The sequence below is a fragment of the Candidatus Nitrosotalea okcheonensis genome (assembly GCF_900177045.1).
Lineage (GTDB): Archaea > Thermoproteota > Nitrososphaeria > Nitrososphaerales > Nitrosopumilaceae > Nitrosotalea > Nitrosotalea okcheonensis.
Genome location: NZ_LT841358.1, coordinates 1,086,932 through 1,101,955, shown reverse-complemented (window position 1 = coordinate 1,101,955; position 15,024 = coordinate 1,086,932). Strand labels below are relative to the sequence as shown.

At 37.8% G+C, this 15,024-nt stretch carries 18 protein-coding genes; 14 read left to right on the top strand and 4 right to left on the bottom strand.

Going from position 1 to position 15,024, the window contains the following annotated elements:
- Positions 1-14: 14 nt before the first annotated feature.
- Positions 15-1,007, bottom strand: coding sequence for a GAF domain-containing protein (locus BQ3481_RS06520; protein ID WP_162287754.1), 993 nt, complete (start codon positions 1,005-1,007; stop codon positions 15-17).
- 156 nt (positions 1,008-1,163) lie between these two features.
- Here BQ3481_RS06520 and BQ3481_RS06515 point away from each other — a divergent pair, with 156 nt between their 5' ends.
- Positions 1,164-1,424, top strand: coding sequence for a hypothetical protein (locus tag BQ3481_RS06515; protein ID WP_157927550.1), 261 nt, complete (start codon positions 1,164-1,166; stop codon positions 1,422-1,424).
- A gap of 90 nt (positions 1,425-1,514) precedes the next feature.
- The gene (gene rnhB, locus BQ3481_RS06510) at positions 1,515-2,138 is read left to right on the top strand and encodes a ribonuclease HII (RefSeq protein WP_157927549.1); all 624 of its coding nucleotides are present in this window, start codon (positions 1,515-1,517) and stop codon (positions 2,136-2,138) included.
- On the opposite strand, the gene BQ3481_RS06505 is transcribed toward rnhB, so the two are convergent.
- A complete protein-coding gene (locus tag BQ3481_RS06505; protein ID WP_173848053.1) occupies positions 2,130-2,804 on the bottom strand; it encodes a fibrillarin-like rRNA/tRNA 2'-O-methyltransferase in 675 nt (224 codons plus the stop codon). The two genes, rnhB and BQ3481_RS06505, sit on opposite strands and share 9 nt — an antisense overlap.
- Positions 2,785-4,050 carry an NOP5/NOP56 family protein gene (locus tag BQ3481_RS06500; protein WP_157927547.1) on the bottom strand — a complete coding sequence of 422 codons (1,266 nt, stop codon included), beginning with the start codon at positions 4,048-4,050 and terminating at the stop codon, positions 2,785-2,787. The genes BQ3481_RS06505 and BQ3481_RS06500 overlap by 20 nt, the downstream gene beginning before the upstream one ends.
- Positions 4,051-4,142: 92 nt before the next feature.
- Here BQ3481_RS06500 and BQ3481_RS06495 point away from each other — a divergent pair, with 92 nt between their 5' ends.
- From BQ3481_RS06495 to BQ3481_RS06445, 11 genes are all read left to right on the top strand, one after another.
- Complete coding sequence (locus BQ3481_RS06495) at positions 4,143-5,051, top strand: dihydroorotate dehydrogenase (RefSeq protein ID WP_157927546.1); 909 nt, start codon at positions 4,143-4,145, stop codon at positions 5,049-5,051.
- Entirely contained in the window at positions 5,035-5,847 is an 813-nt protein-coding gene (locus BQ3481_RS06490; protein ID WP_157927545.1) for a dihydroorotate dehydrogenase electron transfer subunit, read from the top strand. Before BQ3481_RS06495 ends, BQ3481_RS06490 begins: the two co-directional genes overlap by 17 nt.
- 91 nt (positions 5,848-5,938) lie before the next feature.
- Entirely contained in the window at positions 5,939-7,621 is a 1,683-nt protein-coding gene (locus tag BQ3481_RS06485) for a B12-binding domain-containing radical SAM protein (RefSeq protein WP_157928494.1), read from the top strand.
- A gap of 51 nt (positions 7,622-7,672) precedes the next feature.
- Positions 7,673-7,852 (top strand): 30S ribosomal protein S30e, encoded by a 180-nt coding sequence (locus BQ3481_RS06480; RefSeq protein ID WP_157927544.1) that lies wholly within the window; start codon positions 7,673-7,675, stop codon positions 7,850-7,852.
- A 791-nt stretch (positions 7,853-8,643) separates the two neighbouring features.
- Positions 8,644-9,642 (top strand): DNA repair and recombination protein RadA, encoded by a 999-nt coding sequence (gene radA, locus BQ3481_RS06475; RefSeq protein WP_157927543.1) that lies wholly within the window; start codon positions 8,644-8,646, stop codon positions 9,640-9,642.
- A 108-nt stretch (positions 9,643-9,750) separates the two neighbouring features.
- A complete protein-coding gene (locus BQ3481_RS06470; RefSeq protein WP_157927542.1) occupies positions 9,751-10,053 on the top strand; it encodes a 50S ribosomal protein L21 in 303 nt (100 codons plus the stop codon).
- Positions 10,054-10,380, top strand: a complete 327-nt coding sequence (locus tag BQ3481_RS06465; RefSeq protein WP_157927541.1) for an RNA polymerase Rpb4 — start codon at positions 10,054-10,056, stop codon at positions 10,378-10,380.
- A 20-nt stretch (positions 10,381-10,400) separates the two neighbouring features.
- On the top strand, positions 10,401-10,961 hold the full coding sequence (locus BQ3481_RS06460; RefSeq protein WP_157927540.1) for a DUF655 domain-containing protein: 561 nt from the start codon (positions 10,401-10,403) through the stop codon (positions 10,959-10,961).
- Positions 10,958-11,659: a 16S rRNA (adenine(1518)-N(6)/adenine(1519)-N(6))-dimethyltransferase RsmA gene (rsmA, locus tag BQ3481_RS06455; protein ID WP_157927539.1), complete on the top strand. Its 702-nt coding sequence runs from the start codon at positions 10,958-10,960 to the stop codon at positions 11,657-11,659. Before BQ3481_RS06460 ends, rsmA begins: the two co-directional genes overlap by 4 nt.
- Positions 11,640-12,176, top strand: a complete 537-nt coding sequence (locus tag BQ3481_RS06450) for a HemK2/MTQ2 family protein methyltransferase (RefSeq protein ID WP_157927538.1) — start codon at positions 11,640-11,642, stop codon at positions 12,174-12,176. Before rsmA ends, BQ3481_RS06450 begins: the two co-directional genes overlap by 20 nt.
- Before the next feature lie 50 nt (positions 12,177-12,226).
- Positions 12,227-13,135 carry a hypothetical protein gene (locus tag BQ3481_RS06445; protein ID WP_157927537.1) on the top strand — a complete coding sequence of 303 codons (909 nt, stop codon included), beginning with the start codon at positions 12,227-12,229 and terminating at the stop codon, positions 13,133-13,135.
- Here the strand turns inward: BQ3481_RS06445 and BQ3481_RS06440 are convergent.
- Positions 13,124-14,152 (bottom strand): isocitrate/isopropylmalate dehydrogenase family protein, encoded by a 1,029-nt coding sequence (locus tag BQ3481_RS06440; RefSeq protein ID WP_157927536.1) that lies wholly within the window; start codon positions 14,150-14,152, stop codon positions 13,124-13,126. The two genes, BQ3481_RS06445 and BQ3481_RS06440, sit on opposite strands and share 12 nt — an antisense overlap.
- 110 nt (positions 14,153-14,262) lie before the next feature.
- Here BQ3481_RS06440 and BQ3481_RS06435 point away from each other — a divergent pair, with 110 nt between their 5' ends.
- Positions 14,263-15,009, top strand: coding sequence for a metallophosphoesterase family protein (locus BQ3481_RS06435; protein WP_157927535.1), 747 nt, complete (start codon positions 14,263-14,265; stop codon positions 15,007-15,009).
- The last annotated feature ends 15 nt before the right edge of the window (positions 15,010-15,024 follow it).

The window sequence follows — 15,024 nt, the reverse complement described above, 5'->3', positions numbered from 1 at the left end:
TTGTTAATTTTTCCTCAAATGAGAAGAAAGTCTTTTGTTTCAAAAAAACCCGAAAGCTCCTTTGAGAGCTGGTCTGAGAATATTCCTAGGATCTCAAAATCGCTTGGTGTGAGTGATTTTCCACTGAAAATAGCTAAAACAGCTACAACTTCACTCTTGTACAATATTGGATACCCTGCAAAAGACCTGATCTTCTCTTTTTTTGCCCATTCGTGATATTTTATTCTGGGATCATGTACCACATCATTTGAAACCGCGGGTCTCTTTGTCTTTACAATAGAACCAATTTTTAAAGAATTTTGAGATACTCTGGAAAACTCACCATTTATGTTCTTGTACTTGCCTGCACTGTATTTTAGAATCAGTGTTTTTGATTTCTTGTCATAAAACCAGATTCGTGCGAACTTGGCATTGAAATATTTTACAAGATTCTCTACTATGGACTGGAGTCGATCATTTAGACTGTCATACTTTTTAATAGAATTCAATATGGTATACACTTGAAGCTTTTTTTCATTAACCACATGTTCATCAAATAGGACATAAGGCGCAGATTTTGTAGCCTTTGATTCATAGGAACGAAAATCAGATATCACATCTGCAAATCTATTTAGAAAATTGTTTGTTTCAAGATCGTATTGTTCTATTGATGAGAAGACAAAATGACAAACCCAGTCAAAATCTCCGCTCAGTCTTGCTGAATAGATACAAAAGGAAGACTCGTTTAGATATCTTGTCAACCTGTTAATTCCATCTGAAATATTCTTAGAAAATTTGAATTTAACAAGTATTGTCCTGTTGACTTTATCTGATACTAGATTTGGATTCAAAATAACAGAATACCCTAGAATCGATTTGTTTTTGTCAAGCCTTACGAGTCTTTGTCGTACAGCTCTATCGGTAATTGTACAGCCAATGCCTTGAAGTGTACTGGCTATCTCCTGTGAGGAAATTCTTGCATTTCTTCCCAGATGAGAGAGTATTACTTTGTCTATCTCATCGAGCATAATTTTACATTGATACATGTTATTAATATCAATTTCCGATCTGGAAATTATAACCCGGAATATACTATATTATAATGTAATTTGCTTCCAAAATGGAAATTTCTCATGATAATTTCTTCCATAGTAAATATAGCCATGAATCACGGTAAATGATACATGAATAAAAGATCAATCAACAAATTTGCTATATTGGTGATCTTGATGATAGCTGTGCCTGAAGCTGTTGGGCATATTCTTTTTGAGCGAGCTCACTCTCCAGATTCGTCTGTGAATGCAGCAATTGCATTTACAGATAATCTTCATGATCATTCTGACAAGAGTGGAGTATGTCACCTTGCCATAATGAGTGATCAATCTGGCTCTAATATAGCGCGAGCTGCTGGTCTGCAAGGAAAATATGGCGATCTTTCATGCTAGTTTTTTTATAATGTTGCTTTTCATAATCTATGAAACGATCACTTGATCCCTAAGATGATTTAATACGTCTGCCACAGGAATAAGTCAAATATGCTAGTCTGCGGAGTCGACGACGCAGGACGGGGTTCAGTTCTCGGTCCACTTGTAATATCTGGGATATCTATTGAACAAAAAAATATAAAACAGCTTGTTAAGATTGGCGTCAAAGACTCAAAACAACTCAGTCCTCAATCACGAGAAAAATTATACGGGCAGATACTATCTATTGTAGAAGGTTATCACGTTGCAAAAATTTCTCCAAAGACAATAGATAAGAGCGTCAGTAAAAATCTGTTAAACAAACTTGAAGCAGACTATATGGCCAAAGTTATAAAAAAACTGGAGGCAGACTCATCATATGTTGACTCATGTGACGTAAACCCAAAACGGTTTGGTCTCTACATATCAAATATAGTCAAGACTGGAAAAATCGTTTCAAGTCATCATGCTGACAGAAAATACCCTGTGGTCTCTGCAGCTTCAATCATTGCAAAAGTAAACAGAGACAGGGCTATAGAAAAACTACGAAAGAGTCACGATTTGGGAAGTGGATATCCATCTGATCCTAAAACTATGTGGTTCATCAAGGAATGGATATCTAAAAATGGAAATGTTCCTGAATTTGTTAGAAAGAGCTGGAAACCAGTCAAAATCTTGTTGAGTGTCTCATCCTAGATATTTTGCCACAATCATGCCATGGTCTCCTTCATAAGGTTCCAAGTTTATCTCTTGGACTATCTCAAAGTTGGCAGATAGTTTTTTGGCCTCTGAGCGCATTACCTGAGCTGGCTCTCTTGTAACATCGATACTTCTCGTTTTTATCACTAGCATCATATATCCGCCTTTTTTCAGATATGTTTTGCAATTTAATATTGCAATCTCTGTCTGGTCTGGCTGGGCAATATCTACATAGACAATATCAACAGGACCATATACTGAAAAATATTGTTTGGGACTACGCGCATCCTGTAAAATTGGAACGATGTTTGATCTAAACGAAGCTACTCTTTCCAGAAAATCTCTTGCAACTCTACTTGAGTGCTCTACTGCAAAAACAATTCCACTTGGACCAACGATGTCTGATACATGACTTGCAGTTGTTCCAGTTGATACTCCTAGATAAAGAACATTGGACTTTCTGACAATGGGCAAAATCTCAAGGCCATTCATTATCGCAGCACCGAGTTTGCTACGATAAGGATCCCATATTCTAAACTCTTCATCATCTATCTTGACTAGCTTTTCTCTATAGACTTGATTTCCGGGCACGAGATTTATGGTTGCAAGCCTCTTTTCTCCCTCGCTTTTTACCCAAAAAATATTATCTTCTTCGTTTTCCAAACTTCTTTCTCTTGTTTTTTTGCCAGTCGTTTCTCTTTTCTCCACCTCTTCCTCCTCCAAACCTTCTGTCTCCTCCAAACCTTCTGTCTCTATGTTCCTCATTTCTGTGTGGCTGGAAGGCTGGCCTCTCAGGCTCGTCCTTGTATTTTTCTCCTATTTCGGTAACACGTATGTTGAGTTTTTCAAGTAGCGTATCATTTCTTCCAGCGCCAAAGATATCCACTCTTGCACCAATTGCAGCTTTTGCAGCTATTGCTCTTGCAATTTTGCCTCTCTGCCATCGTGGAGCTGCATGAACTAGTTGATGCTGAAATAGTAAACCGTGCTTTGGTGGCTGTGCTCCAGTCTTGAGAGCTCTAAATAGAGCCTTTTCAGCGCCAAGAACTTGGATGGTGCTTGCAGGCATACTTGCAAGTCTCTTTAGACTTCCTGCCTTGGCAAGTATTCTTGCTCCTACTGCAGAGCCAAGTATGACTGAAATATTTGGCGCAATCAACTGCATTTGTGATTCGATGTGCTTTTCTAGCGATTGTCTTAATTCAAAAAGATCCAAGATCTGTTTTGCAATACTTTGAACTATGGTAAAATTCTCATCTGAGATTTGACCTCCTCTGCTCTTTTTTTGTAATAGTGATAACATCTCAGCCTTCTCTTCTGGAAAGCCTGCATCAAGATACGTGTTCTGGGTAAGATCATCTCTTCTTCCAGCCATTATGATTTTTGAATATCCACTGATTGTGTCTATCATGTTATCAAGCTCTGGAAAATGTAATCCATACCACTCTCTTACTCTGGAACTTAGCAAGTTGATTATCTTATCAATCTCATCTAATGTATTGATTGCTTGAATTATGTGCAAGTCTGGACTTTCAGAAATTTCTGTAACTCTTGATGATGAAAGACTTAGTGCAAAGTCTCGCAGTTTTCCCCTTGCATCTCCTTCATTTGTTGCAAATCCAGAATCTACAAGGACTCGTAATTTTGAAGACTGGATTGTCTCTATCTTTTTTTCATCCATAATGTCTGCTTCTATGGATTTTTTCCTCAAAAGTTTCAAAAGTGAAGAATCGTTTACAACAACGATACTTCCCAAATTAGTAAGAAAATGTTCTAACTCATTCAGACTGACCTGTTCTTTTTTTATCTCTACATATTGTGTAGCTGGATTTGAAAATGGAAACGATTTCACACATTTATTATCATCAAAAACTGCAATACCTAACTCTGTTAAAATTACAGAATGCATAGAGTGCATTTCCATGGCTTACTAAAAAATGTAACATTATAGATCCAGAACTATATCAAACGTTATAAGACAACTATTTTTTATTATTAGAAGTGAGTCCTGACATCTCAACTAATGTGGGCCCGATTGTACTTGAAAGACCAACTATGCTTGCATCTGGCATTCTAGGTATATCACTTGACGTTTTTGGTCGTCTATATAAAGAAGGAGCAGGTGCACTTGTTACCAAATCACTTAGCAGGGAACCATGGGATGGATACCCAAACCCAACTGTCGTTGGGCTACAACATGGATATCTAAATGCCGTCGGACTATCAAACCCCGGTGCATCATATTTTGCAAAAATGTTGTCATCAAATCAAGATGTTCCGATAATTATCAGCCTTGTTGGCTCTATTCCAGAGGACTTTACATTCATGATAAAACAATTTGAAAATGTAAAAATTCTTGGATACGAACTTAACCTGTCATGTCCTCATGTCGAAAAAGTTGGGCTTGAAGTAGGAGATGATCCTGAACTTGTCCACACCATAGTCAAATCCGTAAAAAAAGAATCAAAGGTTCCAGTGCTTGCAAAAGTTGGTCTTGGCTCTTCAGACTATTTAGAAACTGTACAAACTGCATGTGAAAGTGGAATTGATGGTATAACCGCAATAAACACATTACGTGCAATGGCAATTGATGTGGAAACAGCAAGGCCTATTCTGAGTCACAAAATTGGTGGACTGTCTGGACCTCCAATCAAGCCTGTTGCGGTAAGATGCGTCTATGAAATCTCATCCAAGTTTGATATCCCAATCATTGGTTGTGGTGGTATCTCAAGTTGGGAAGATGCAGTAGAATTTTTACTTGCAGGGTCAAGAGCCATACAGGTTGGCAGTGCTGTTGGAGAAAAATGGACTGGCGTCTTCTCTGAGATAAATAATGGGATATCAAAGTATATGGAAAAAAAGAATTTTAAAAAATTAAGTGAGATGGTTGGACTTGCAAAAAAGTTTTGATACTCCAAAGATTGTGACAATAGAGAAAGTGGTTGACGAAACTCCCACAGTACGCACTCTATTTTTCTCTGATGATACAATGTCCCAAGTTCTTCCAGGACAATTTGCGATGGTGTGGATACTTGGTGTAAATGAAATCCCGATGAGTGTAATGATATCACAAGAAAATGGCAAGGCCGCATTTACAGTAAGAAAACACGGGTTTGCCACTACAGAATTATTCTCAAAGAAGGTTGGAGATCAGATAGGTATTAGAGGACCATATGGAAATTCGTTTACAATAAAGCAAGGCAAACTACTTTTGGTTGGTGGAGGAACTGGACTTGTTCCTTTAATACGACTGGTTACATTTCTCAAGAAAACCGATGATGTAACAATCATCATGGGGGCAAAGACAAAATCTGAAGTCTTTTTTGAAGGACTGGCAAACAAACTACTTGAAGGTACTCTGCATAAAGTGATTGTTGTTACAGAAGATGGAAGCTATGGACAAAAGGGCCTCGTTACAGATGTGATGGAGAATTTATTCCATGAAACTGGGTTTGACGCAGTATATACATGTGGTCCTGAAAAAATGATGCACAAAGTTGTACAGATCGCATCCTCAAACAAGACACATGTTGAGGCAAGCATTGAAAGAATGATGAAATGTGGAATTGGAATTTGTGGTAGCTGTTGCTTTGGTGATGTGATGGCATGCAAGGATGGAACTGTTTTTGATGGGTCTACTCTACTTTCAAACAAAGAGTTTGGGTACACACACCGGAACAAATCAGGCGTGCTTGATAATTACTAGAATATGGAAATGCCGGAAAACTTAAAATGCTATAAAAATCCATCCAAATTGAAAATTGGCTAAGATTGTACTAACTGCAGACCGTACATTGATGTCTCCATATCGTGGAATATCATTGGCAACTTTCTTTGGTTGCGCTCCTGCGGTAGATCCACACAGACCGAAAAACAGTTTCTGGTACTATATTTTAAAAGATCAGGTAACACCAAAAGTTCTCTTTGATTTTATCTGTAATCCTATAGGTCAAAAAAATGGTATTGCAAATTATGCTCCATATGGACTACGAAAAGTAGAAGCTGCTCTTCTCAGAGATGGATACAAGAGAGAAGAAGTTGTAGTGGCACATCCTGATCATGTGGACAAGTTTATTGGTCCTGAAACTGAAGTGGTTGGAACCTATGAAATGGATCCTCTTGGAATGGGTCCTGTAACTATGACATTTACCTATGGTAGAAAACAGACATCATATGATGAATTTTACAATCGCGATTTACACATGAAGATAAATGCTGCAAAAAAGAAAAACGGAAGCCATGCCAAAGTAATTGCTGGAGCTTCTGGAACTTGGCAGTATAATTATGATCCAAAAAAGATCCAAGAATATGGATTGTATGCAGTATTGGAAGGAGAGCTGGGTGGCATTGCACCAGAAATTGATGGACATGCTGGAGAATTTTTCAATAAACTAATTGCTGGAGAATTTGAAAACATGAATCCATTTGTTAAGAGCGATTTCAAAGTTGAAGTAAAAGAATTTGGAAAAGATGCAGAAAAATTCCATGGTAGATTCATACACTATTGGGACGAGCCAGATGTTGATAGTATACCAAATATCGTGGAGCCAAGTATGCATGGAATGGTAGAAGTCATGCGAGGATGTGGGAGAGGTTGCAAGTTTTGTGACGTTACACTAAGACCATTGAGATATTATTCACCTGAAAAAGTAAAGCAAGAGATTGAGGTGAACATAAAGAAAGGGGGACAGCGTAACGCATGGCTCCACAGTGATGATATCTTTGTCTATGGGCTTGATCCAAGAAAGACAAAGAACATGGCACCAAATAGAGATGCATTAGAAGAACTCTTCAAGGCAGTCATGTCATGTGGAATTGAGCACACCAATCCAACTCATGGTACCCTGGCTGGTGCAATTGCTGATGAAAAATTACTTCCAAACATATCTAAGATAATCAAATCTGGTCCTAACAACAAGACTGGAGTTCAATGTGGATTTGAAACAGGAAGCTTGAGATTGATTGGAAAATATGCAGACAGAAAACTCTCTCCATACAAACCAGAGGAATGGCATTGGGTTGTAAAAGAAGGGGTAAAGACACTAAACGAAAATCATTGGATTCCGGCATTTACATTAATCATGGGTCTTGACAACGCAGAAACAGAAGAAGACGGTTGGGATACAATACGACTCATCAATGAACTAGAAAGAGAGCAACCCGAATCCCAGTTTACTGTGACTCCACTCACATTTGTTCCAATTGGATTGCTTGAAAAATCCGAGTTCTTTGATATTGGAAATGAATTGACTGCACCACAACTTGGTGTCATGTACAAGACATGGCAACATAACTTCAAGTATGGAATCCAAAAATTCATGGATAAAACCGGAAGTAATAATACTTTCAAGAAAAAGGCATTTACCGGTCTTGCAAGAGCATTGGGTGGTGTTCCATTGACTGCAATGGAAAAATATGCAAGAAGAAAAGGTCCAGAGCACGAGAGAGTAATAGAAACCATCAAGGCAAAGTACTGGTAGGTTTTTTATCAAAACCAAATACATAAATTGAATTAAAATAAAAGTTGACTTGTGCCAACTCACGGATCGCTTACTAAAGCAGGAAAAGTAAGAGGACAAACTCCTAAAGTTCCATCACGGGAAAGACATGGAACAATATCCATTACACGAAACAAGGATAATTTTAGAAAAAGATTCGTCCTAAAAAGAGTCCCCGGTCAAAACAAACCCGGTCAACGAAGAAGAAAGTAGAATTTTGCAAGTTATCTGTATCTATCTATTGAATCATTGATTTTCTATATTTAACCTGTCTGAGAGTCTCGTTGATAGTTTGTCAATATGACCGCAAACAGGTTGTCTTTGTAAATAAAAAAATATCAGATTCTAGCGGTTGCCCTTTTGGGGTTGAGCCCAAAAGAACCACCGCCAGTATAGAATCTGCATTATTTACTATGTGGTATGCATTGAAAAGAATGTGTTCGTTCATTTTGAACTGGCAAATATGTCTTGATGTATTAATACCACGCCATGGTTGTATCTATAAAATAAACACAATGAAACCGTGGATATTAGGGACTTGTGTCATAGTGATGGTGTGATCGTGCACTAGGAAGACACATCCACGGTTCCACTCGTAATTGGTTTTTGCCGTATAAAAGACTCGATTAACTATGTTACTGGAATTTTTAATAAAAAAATTATCTTTTTTTGTCTTGGAAACAGAAATGTTATTCAGATCCAAACAAATGAATTGCATTAATACAAAAGGCAACAAATCATAAATCTGATCTGACTTCTTAACGTGGTTTTTGTATATGACATGTAGTTATCCTGTCATAAACGCAAACCAACTTTTGGTGGTCTAACTATGGTAATTATGTTATTTTAGGAAAACTGCAATAACATTGACGATCTGTTTTTTGTTATAAGACAGAAGGATTAATCTACTAACCTAAACTAACAGTCAAAAAAAACCACCGAGAAGGTAACAATTTCATCAAAGGATTCCTTTATAAGGTACTGGTACTGTACCATACGGTAAGATGGACGATTTAAGATTAGAAAATCTAGATGGGGTAGGCCCAGTAACTTCCAAGAAGCTAAGCGATGCAGGAATCCATAACATATTGGATCTTGTTGTAAGAGGACCAGTAGACATATCGGAAATCACTGGTATGGATCTTGATGCTGCTGTAAATCTGGTAAACAAAGCGAGACAACAGCTAATTGATAACGGTCAAATTGCTAAAGAATTTGTTTCAGCAACTGAGATCTATAAAAGAAGACAGGATATAGGAAAGATCACAACTGGAACTAATGCACTTGATACTCTATTTGATGGCGGAATTGAGACACAAGCCGTAACCGAAGTTTATGGTGAATTTGGTGCTGGCAAGACACAACTTTGTCATACTGTATGTGTGACTGTTCAAAAACCAAAAGAAGAAGGTGGACTTGACGGTGGGGTGTTGTACATAGACACTGAACATACATTCAGACCCGAAAGAATTGTTTCAATTGCAAAAGCAAAGGGTCTTGATCCAGAAAAAATTCTTGACAGAATTATGGTGGCAAGAGCATACAATAGTGCTCATCAGGAATTGATCTTACAAGAGGCAGGTCCTGTAATTGAAGAAAATAAAATAAAATTAATTATTGTAGACTCTGCAGTAGGCCTTTTCAGAGCCGAATTCCTTGGCAGGGGCACTCTTTCTGTAAGGCAACAGAGATTAAACAAATTCATGCATCTGCTTTCAAGAACTGCTGAAACATACAATGTGGCAGCAATAGCGACAAACCAAGTCCAGTCATCACCTGACCAATTCTTCGGTGATCCAACAAGACCTGTAGGAGGAAACGTTGTAGCACATGCCTCAACATATCGTGTTTACCTCAAGAAATCAGGTAAGAAGAGAATTGCCAGAATGGTTGACAGTCCTCACCATCCAGAACAAGAGGTTCTCTACACACTAACCGAAGGCGGTGTTGCAGATCCAGAGGATGAGACCAAGAAGAAAAAGAAAGAAGAGCCTGAAGAATAGGCTTTTCATCATTGTTTCCCGGATGGAAGTATCATCTTCCATGCCGTCTAATTTTTATTTTATACCCAGTAAGTGTTAAATTATGGTCATCTCAAGTCTTAACAATTAATGACTACTAAGAAACCAAAGGGTCGTTCACACGGCTTTATGCACAAGTCACGATCCGTTATGACTAAGGATAAGGTCAGAGGAGTCTCTTTTCTATTAAGAGAATATGCAGTGGGTGACAAAGTTTTGGTAATACTAGATCCTTCACAACACAAGGCATTACCACATCGCAGATATCATGGAAAGGTGGGAACAGTTACTACTGTAGGCAGAAGAACCGTGAAACTTGCAGTTAATCTTGGTAACAAGTCAAAAACCTTAATCACTAGGTTAGACCATATCAAACCATTTGGTGTTGCATAGATGGAAGAAGTAAAGAAGAAACAAGGCATTTCTATTCCAGAAGTAAAAGAAATTATGGAAAAAGTTGATACTGAATCAATGGACCAAATTCAAAGATGGACATATGATTATGTTACAAAGTTTTCAAAAATTGATGCCAAGGCTGCAAAGAAACTCAAGCAGCAACTTGTAAAAGAATGTGGCATACAAGAAGAAGAAGCAGTAGAAATTGTAAATAATCTCCCAAGTACTGAAGCTGAATTGCGAGCATTTACTTTCGGCTGGAAGAAACTAATTCTTGCTGAAACACTCGACAAGATGCTAAAGATAATCAAGGAGAACTCTTAAGTTTAGGAGTACGGTTTATCTTGGAACATTCTCAAACTAGGAAGTATGAGGAATACGCATACGTATTAGATTTTGTCACAAGAGGAAAATCAACTACTGTAAGAGGACGAGATGGAATAATTGTTACAGCTATAGGAGAGGAAAGATTGACCATACTTGAACTGCTTGCCATGCCAAATTCTACCTTTGAGATTGGAGAACGAGTCTATATAGGAAAAGAAGGCAGAACAAAAATTCTTTCAGTGCTTGGCAGGCTAGAGCATGAACATATATCATCTTCTGCACAGAGTGAACTAAATGCAGTAGTGGAAAAAATTGTATTGCAAAATGAAAAAAGATTTGTAGATTATCTCAACAATGCACAACCACTCACTCCTAGAATTCATGCACTTGAATTGATACCTGGAATTGGAAAAACATACATGAAGACAATGCTAGAGGAAAGGGAAAAGAAAAAATTTACCGACTTTAAGGACTTGCAGGAAAGAGTTGGACTAAAAGAACCAGCAAAACAAATTGCAAAGAGAATCATCGAAGAGATAACGGGGGAAACAAGGATGAGTCTCTTTGTTAGAAAATGATCAAACGCAGGTCTCTAGGGCAACATTTCCTAATAACACAATCAATCGTAAAATCAATAATTGATTCTGCTGGTATAACAAAAGATGACATTGTCCTTGAGATAGGAACAGGCCATGGTATCCTGACATTGCCGCTCTGCCGAGATGCAAAACAGGTAATCTCTGTAGAAAAAGACCCACTTCTGTATTCGCAAGCAAGGAATACTCTATCACATATTCCAAATCTAGTCTTGGAAGAGGGTGATGCTTTCAAGAAAAGTATAGAATTTACCATTCTTGTCTCAAATCTTCCCTACTCTGAGAGCAGAACTGCCATAGAATGGCTTGTTCAAAGAAAATTCAAGCGTGCTATTGTAATGGTACAAAAGGAGTTTGCCCAAAAGCTAACCAAAAAAAATGGCAAGGAAAGACGGGCCATATCAGTTCTTGCAAACTATTGTCTTGATATTGAAAACATCATGGATGTAAAAAACACAAACTTTAGACCACCTCCAAAGGTTGATTCAATTGTGTTATCTATTATCCAAAAGCATGTACTCTCAAGTCAAACAGTACATGCCGTAAACAAGCTATTTTCATTTAAAAGAAAGACCATACGTAACATTGGAAAAAAAATGGGAATAGAGATTGACTCAGATAAAAGACTTGAAGAAATACCTGATGGTGAGATAATAGAAATTGCAAAAAGAATCCAGTAATTACTATGTGCCAGCAGAGGATTCGATCTTCTTTTCTGATTATTTAAAAAACAAAACAGGCAAGTCTGCACTTGACATTGGAACAGGCTCTGGAATTCTCGCAGATACTTTATCAAAAAATTTTACACTTGTTGTTGCAACTGATATTAACATTGCTGCGCTAGTCAAGACACATGCAACAATTGACAACTGCATCTGTTGCAATGCAGCTGATGCACTGAATACTAGTTTTGATCTGATTGTGTGTAACCTACCATATCTACCATCTGATAAATTGTTTGATCCTGCAGTAGATGGTCTGCATGATGGTATAGAGATCCCAAGTATGATAATAAAATCTGCTAGCCAGAGAATTGAAAAAAGCGGTAAGATGGTATTTCTTACCTCTTCTCTTGCAAAGTATGACTCCTTGATACAATTATCCACGTCTCTTGGTTTTGATGTTAAAATCGCCGCAAAAAAGAAATTATTTTATGAAGAATTGATTGTAATAGAATGTACAAGAAACAAACCCTAATATGATTTTCTTACAAAAAGTACACTTAGTTTATCTGTAAAGGAGAGAAGTTGACATTGTTGAGATTTTATCATCTGATTTGTGCTGTAACCGTGACTGCAATTTTCTATTCTATGTGGTTTCCAAGTGTACAGGCATATGACGCACAAGTGATTATAGTAAATGGAACTGCAAATCATTGCATGCCTAATCTCTCATGCTATAATCCATTTCAGGTAAATGTCTCTGTCGGAGATACAGTTACTTGGACAAATCGGGATAATAGGACACATACTGTTACTACTGGAACATCAAACTATGGTCCACAAGGAGTCTTTGATAGCGGAATCATACTGCCTGGGCATTCATTTACACAGTTCTTTGGTTCTGTTGGAAAGTATCAATATTATGACAAGACTGACACATGGCCCTCTGGACTGGTTGTAGTATCAAATGGATTTTCGCATGCTGAACTTTCCTGGGTTCCTGATTCTCTCAAAGTTGAAAAACAAAACTATACCTCAAATGGTATTGTAATAACAAAACAGATTCAAAATACAGGAAACGCTGACGCACATTCTATAATATTCACACTAAAAATAACAAATCAATCCTCACTTTTTTACAATAATTTTGTCAAACTAGATGTTCCTGCAAAACATAGTGTTCCTGTAGCATTTGTATGGAGTAATGTTCCAAATGGACAATACCGACTATTCTTTGATGCAAATTCTGCCAATACTGCAGGTGACATGAATGCAAACGATGACAGGTCACTTGATCTAATATCGATCCCACCATCATCTTCTCCCCTAGTTCAGAATCAACCTCTGCCAATCATTCATTCAAACTTTACTCTTAATGACAACACTGCAAGTGTTCCAGAGTTTGGTTCTGCATCATTTATTGTTTTGATTGCATCAATAATGTCTGTCATAGTCTTTGTAAAATCTAGGCTGAATGCTATCCTATTTTCGTAGTTTCTGTTTTGCAATCTCTATTATTGCATCAGTCATTTGTGTAGTGGTCGCACTCCCACCAATGTCAAATGTAACATACTTGCCTTCATTGATTACCTGATCTGTGGCAGCAAATATTGCATCTCTGATGTGTGTCTCACCAAGATATTCTGTCATCCATGCTCCTGATAATACGGCAGCAGTTGGATTTACCTTGTTTAGTCCCTTGAATGACGGTGCACTTCCATGAGCAGCCTCAAACATGGCAAACTTGTCTCCCATGTTTGCAGAGTAAACCAATCCAATGGATCCAATTATGCCTGATGCCAATTCTGATATTATGTCCATAAAGAGGTTAGTGCTTATCAAGACAGAGCCGTTGAACTGCTCTGGTTTTATGACCAGTTGTTGGGTCATGTTGTCTATGTATAATTCTTCAACAGATATTCCGGGATTTGCCTTGGATGCCTTTTCCACTTCTTCCCAGAATATTCCGTCGGTAATTTTTAGAATGTTTCTCTTTGTTACTGCAACCAACTTGCTCATGTGGTATTTTTTTGCCCATGCTAATGCCGAGTTGATAAAACGACTGCTTCCCTGCCGTGTGATCTTTCTAATTGCAATTGCAGCATCATCTGATACCTTGAATTCAATTCCAGTGTAGAGCCCCTCAGTTGCTTCCCTGAAACACACAAAATCCAATGTCTTGTCTGGAGTTATTCTCTTGTATGTCTTGATTGGTCTGATGTTTGCATATAGATCAAATTTTTGTCGCAGTGTCACTGCAACACTTCTTGGAGAGTTTGGCTTGGGGATTGTGGTTGTAGGTCCCTTGAACCCAGCATCCGAGTTTTCCAGAATACTCATTGTTGCATCTGGAATGTATGTCTCTCCACCATATTTTTCCCATTGTTCAGATCCTGCTTCGCATAAAACCAATTCAGTTTGAGTGTTACATGCCTTCAATACCTTTAACATTGAATCAACAATTTCTGGGCCAATACCATCTCCTCTGATTATTGCAGCCTTTTTTCCCAAATCAGGCGGGATTGTAGTATCTACATATTTAATTCTAACTAGAAAATTACTTGCAAAATTTATTGTATAATGCTAAAGCTTAAACCCATCATTGATAGGAGACCTTGTTGATGAAGATAGTACAGATTTCAGATGTTCATGTTGGGGCTCAATTCAAAGAGGAAACCTTTGATATCGCAGTGGAAGAGATAAATCAACTCAAACCGTCTGTTATTGTAGCAACTGGTGATCTCACAAATGAGGGACTACTCAAGGAATATGAAAAATGCAAAGCCAAGTTCTCTCAGTTTGATACTGAAAAGATAATTGCAATGAGTGGAAATCATGATTATAGAAACACGGGATATCTTCTCTTCAAAAAGTTCTTTCCTTTTGATTCTGTAAATGAACTAGATGATGATACAATACTTGTAACACTTGGTACTGCAAGACCTGATCGAGATGAGGGCGAGATAGGGTATAGACAGAACCTGTGGCTGGAGAGAACCATGAAAAAATATGAAAACAAGACCAAGATACTTGCAATGCATCATCATCTGATCGGCGTTCCTGATACTGGAAATGATAGGGTAACTGTAATAGATTCTGGAGATGCACTGCGTACTGCACTTGCAAGCAAGATAGACCTTGTAATATGTGGCCACAAGCACAGGCCATGGTTTTGGAATTTTGGAAATTTATCTATAGCAAATGCCGGAACTGTATCTTCTGAAAGAATGAGGGGACTCTTTGATAACACATACAATATTATTACTATTGAGAAAGGCAAAATCAAAGTGGATTTGAAGATTGTAGGCGGGGAGAAAATTCACCTCAAGGATCTTGTGGAAAACTACAAACGTTTTGGCGAAGAATAAGGAAATTCATTCCAG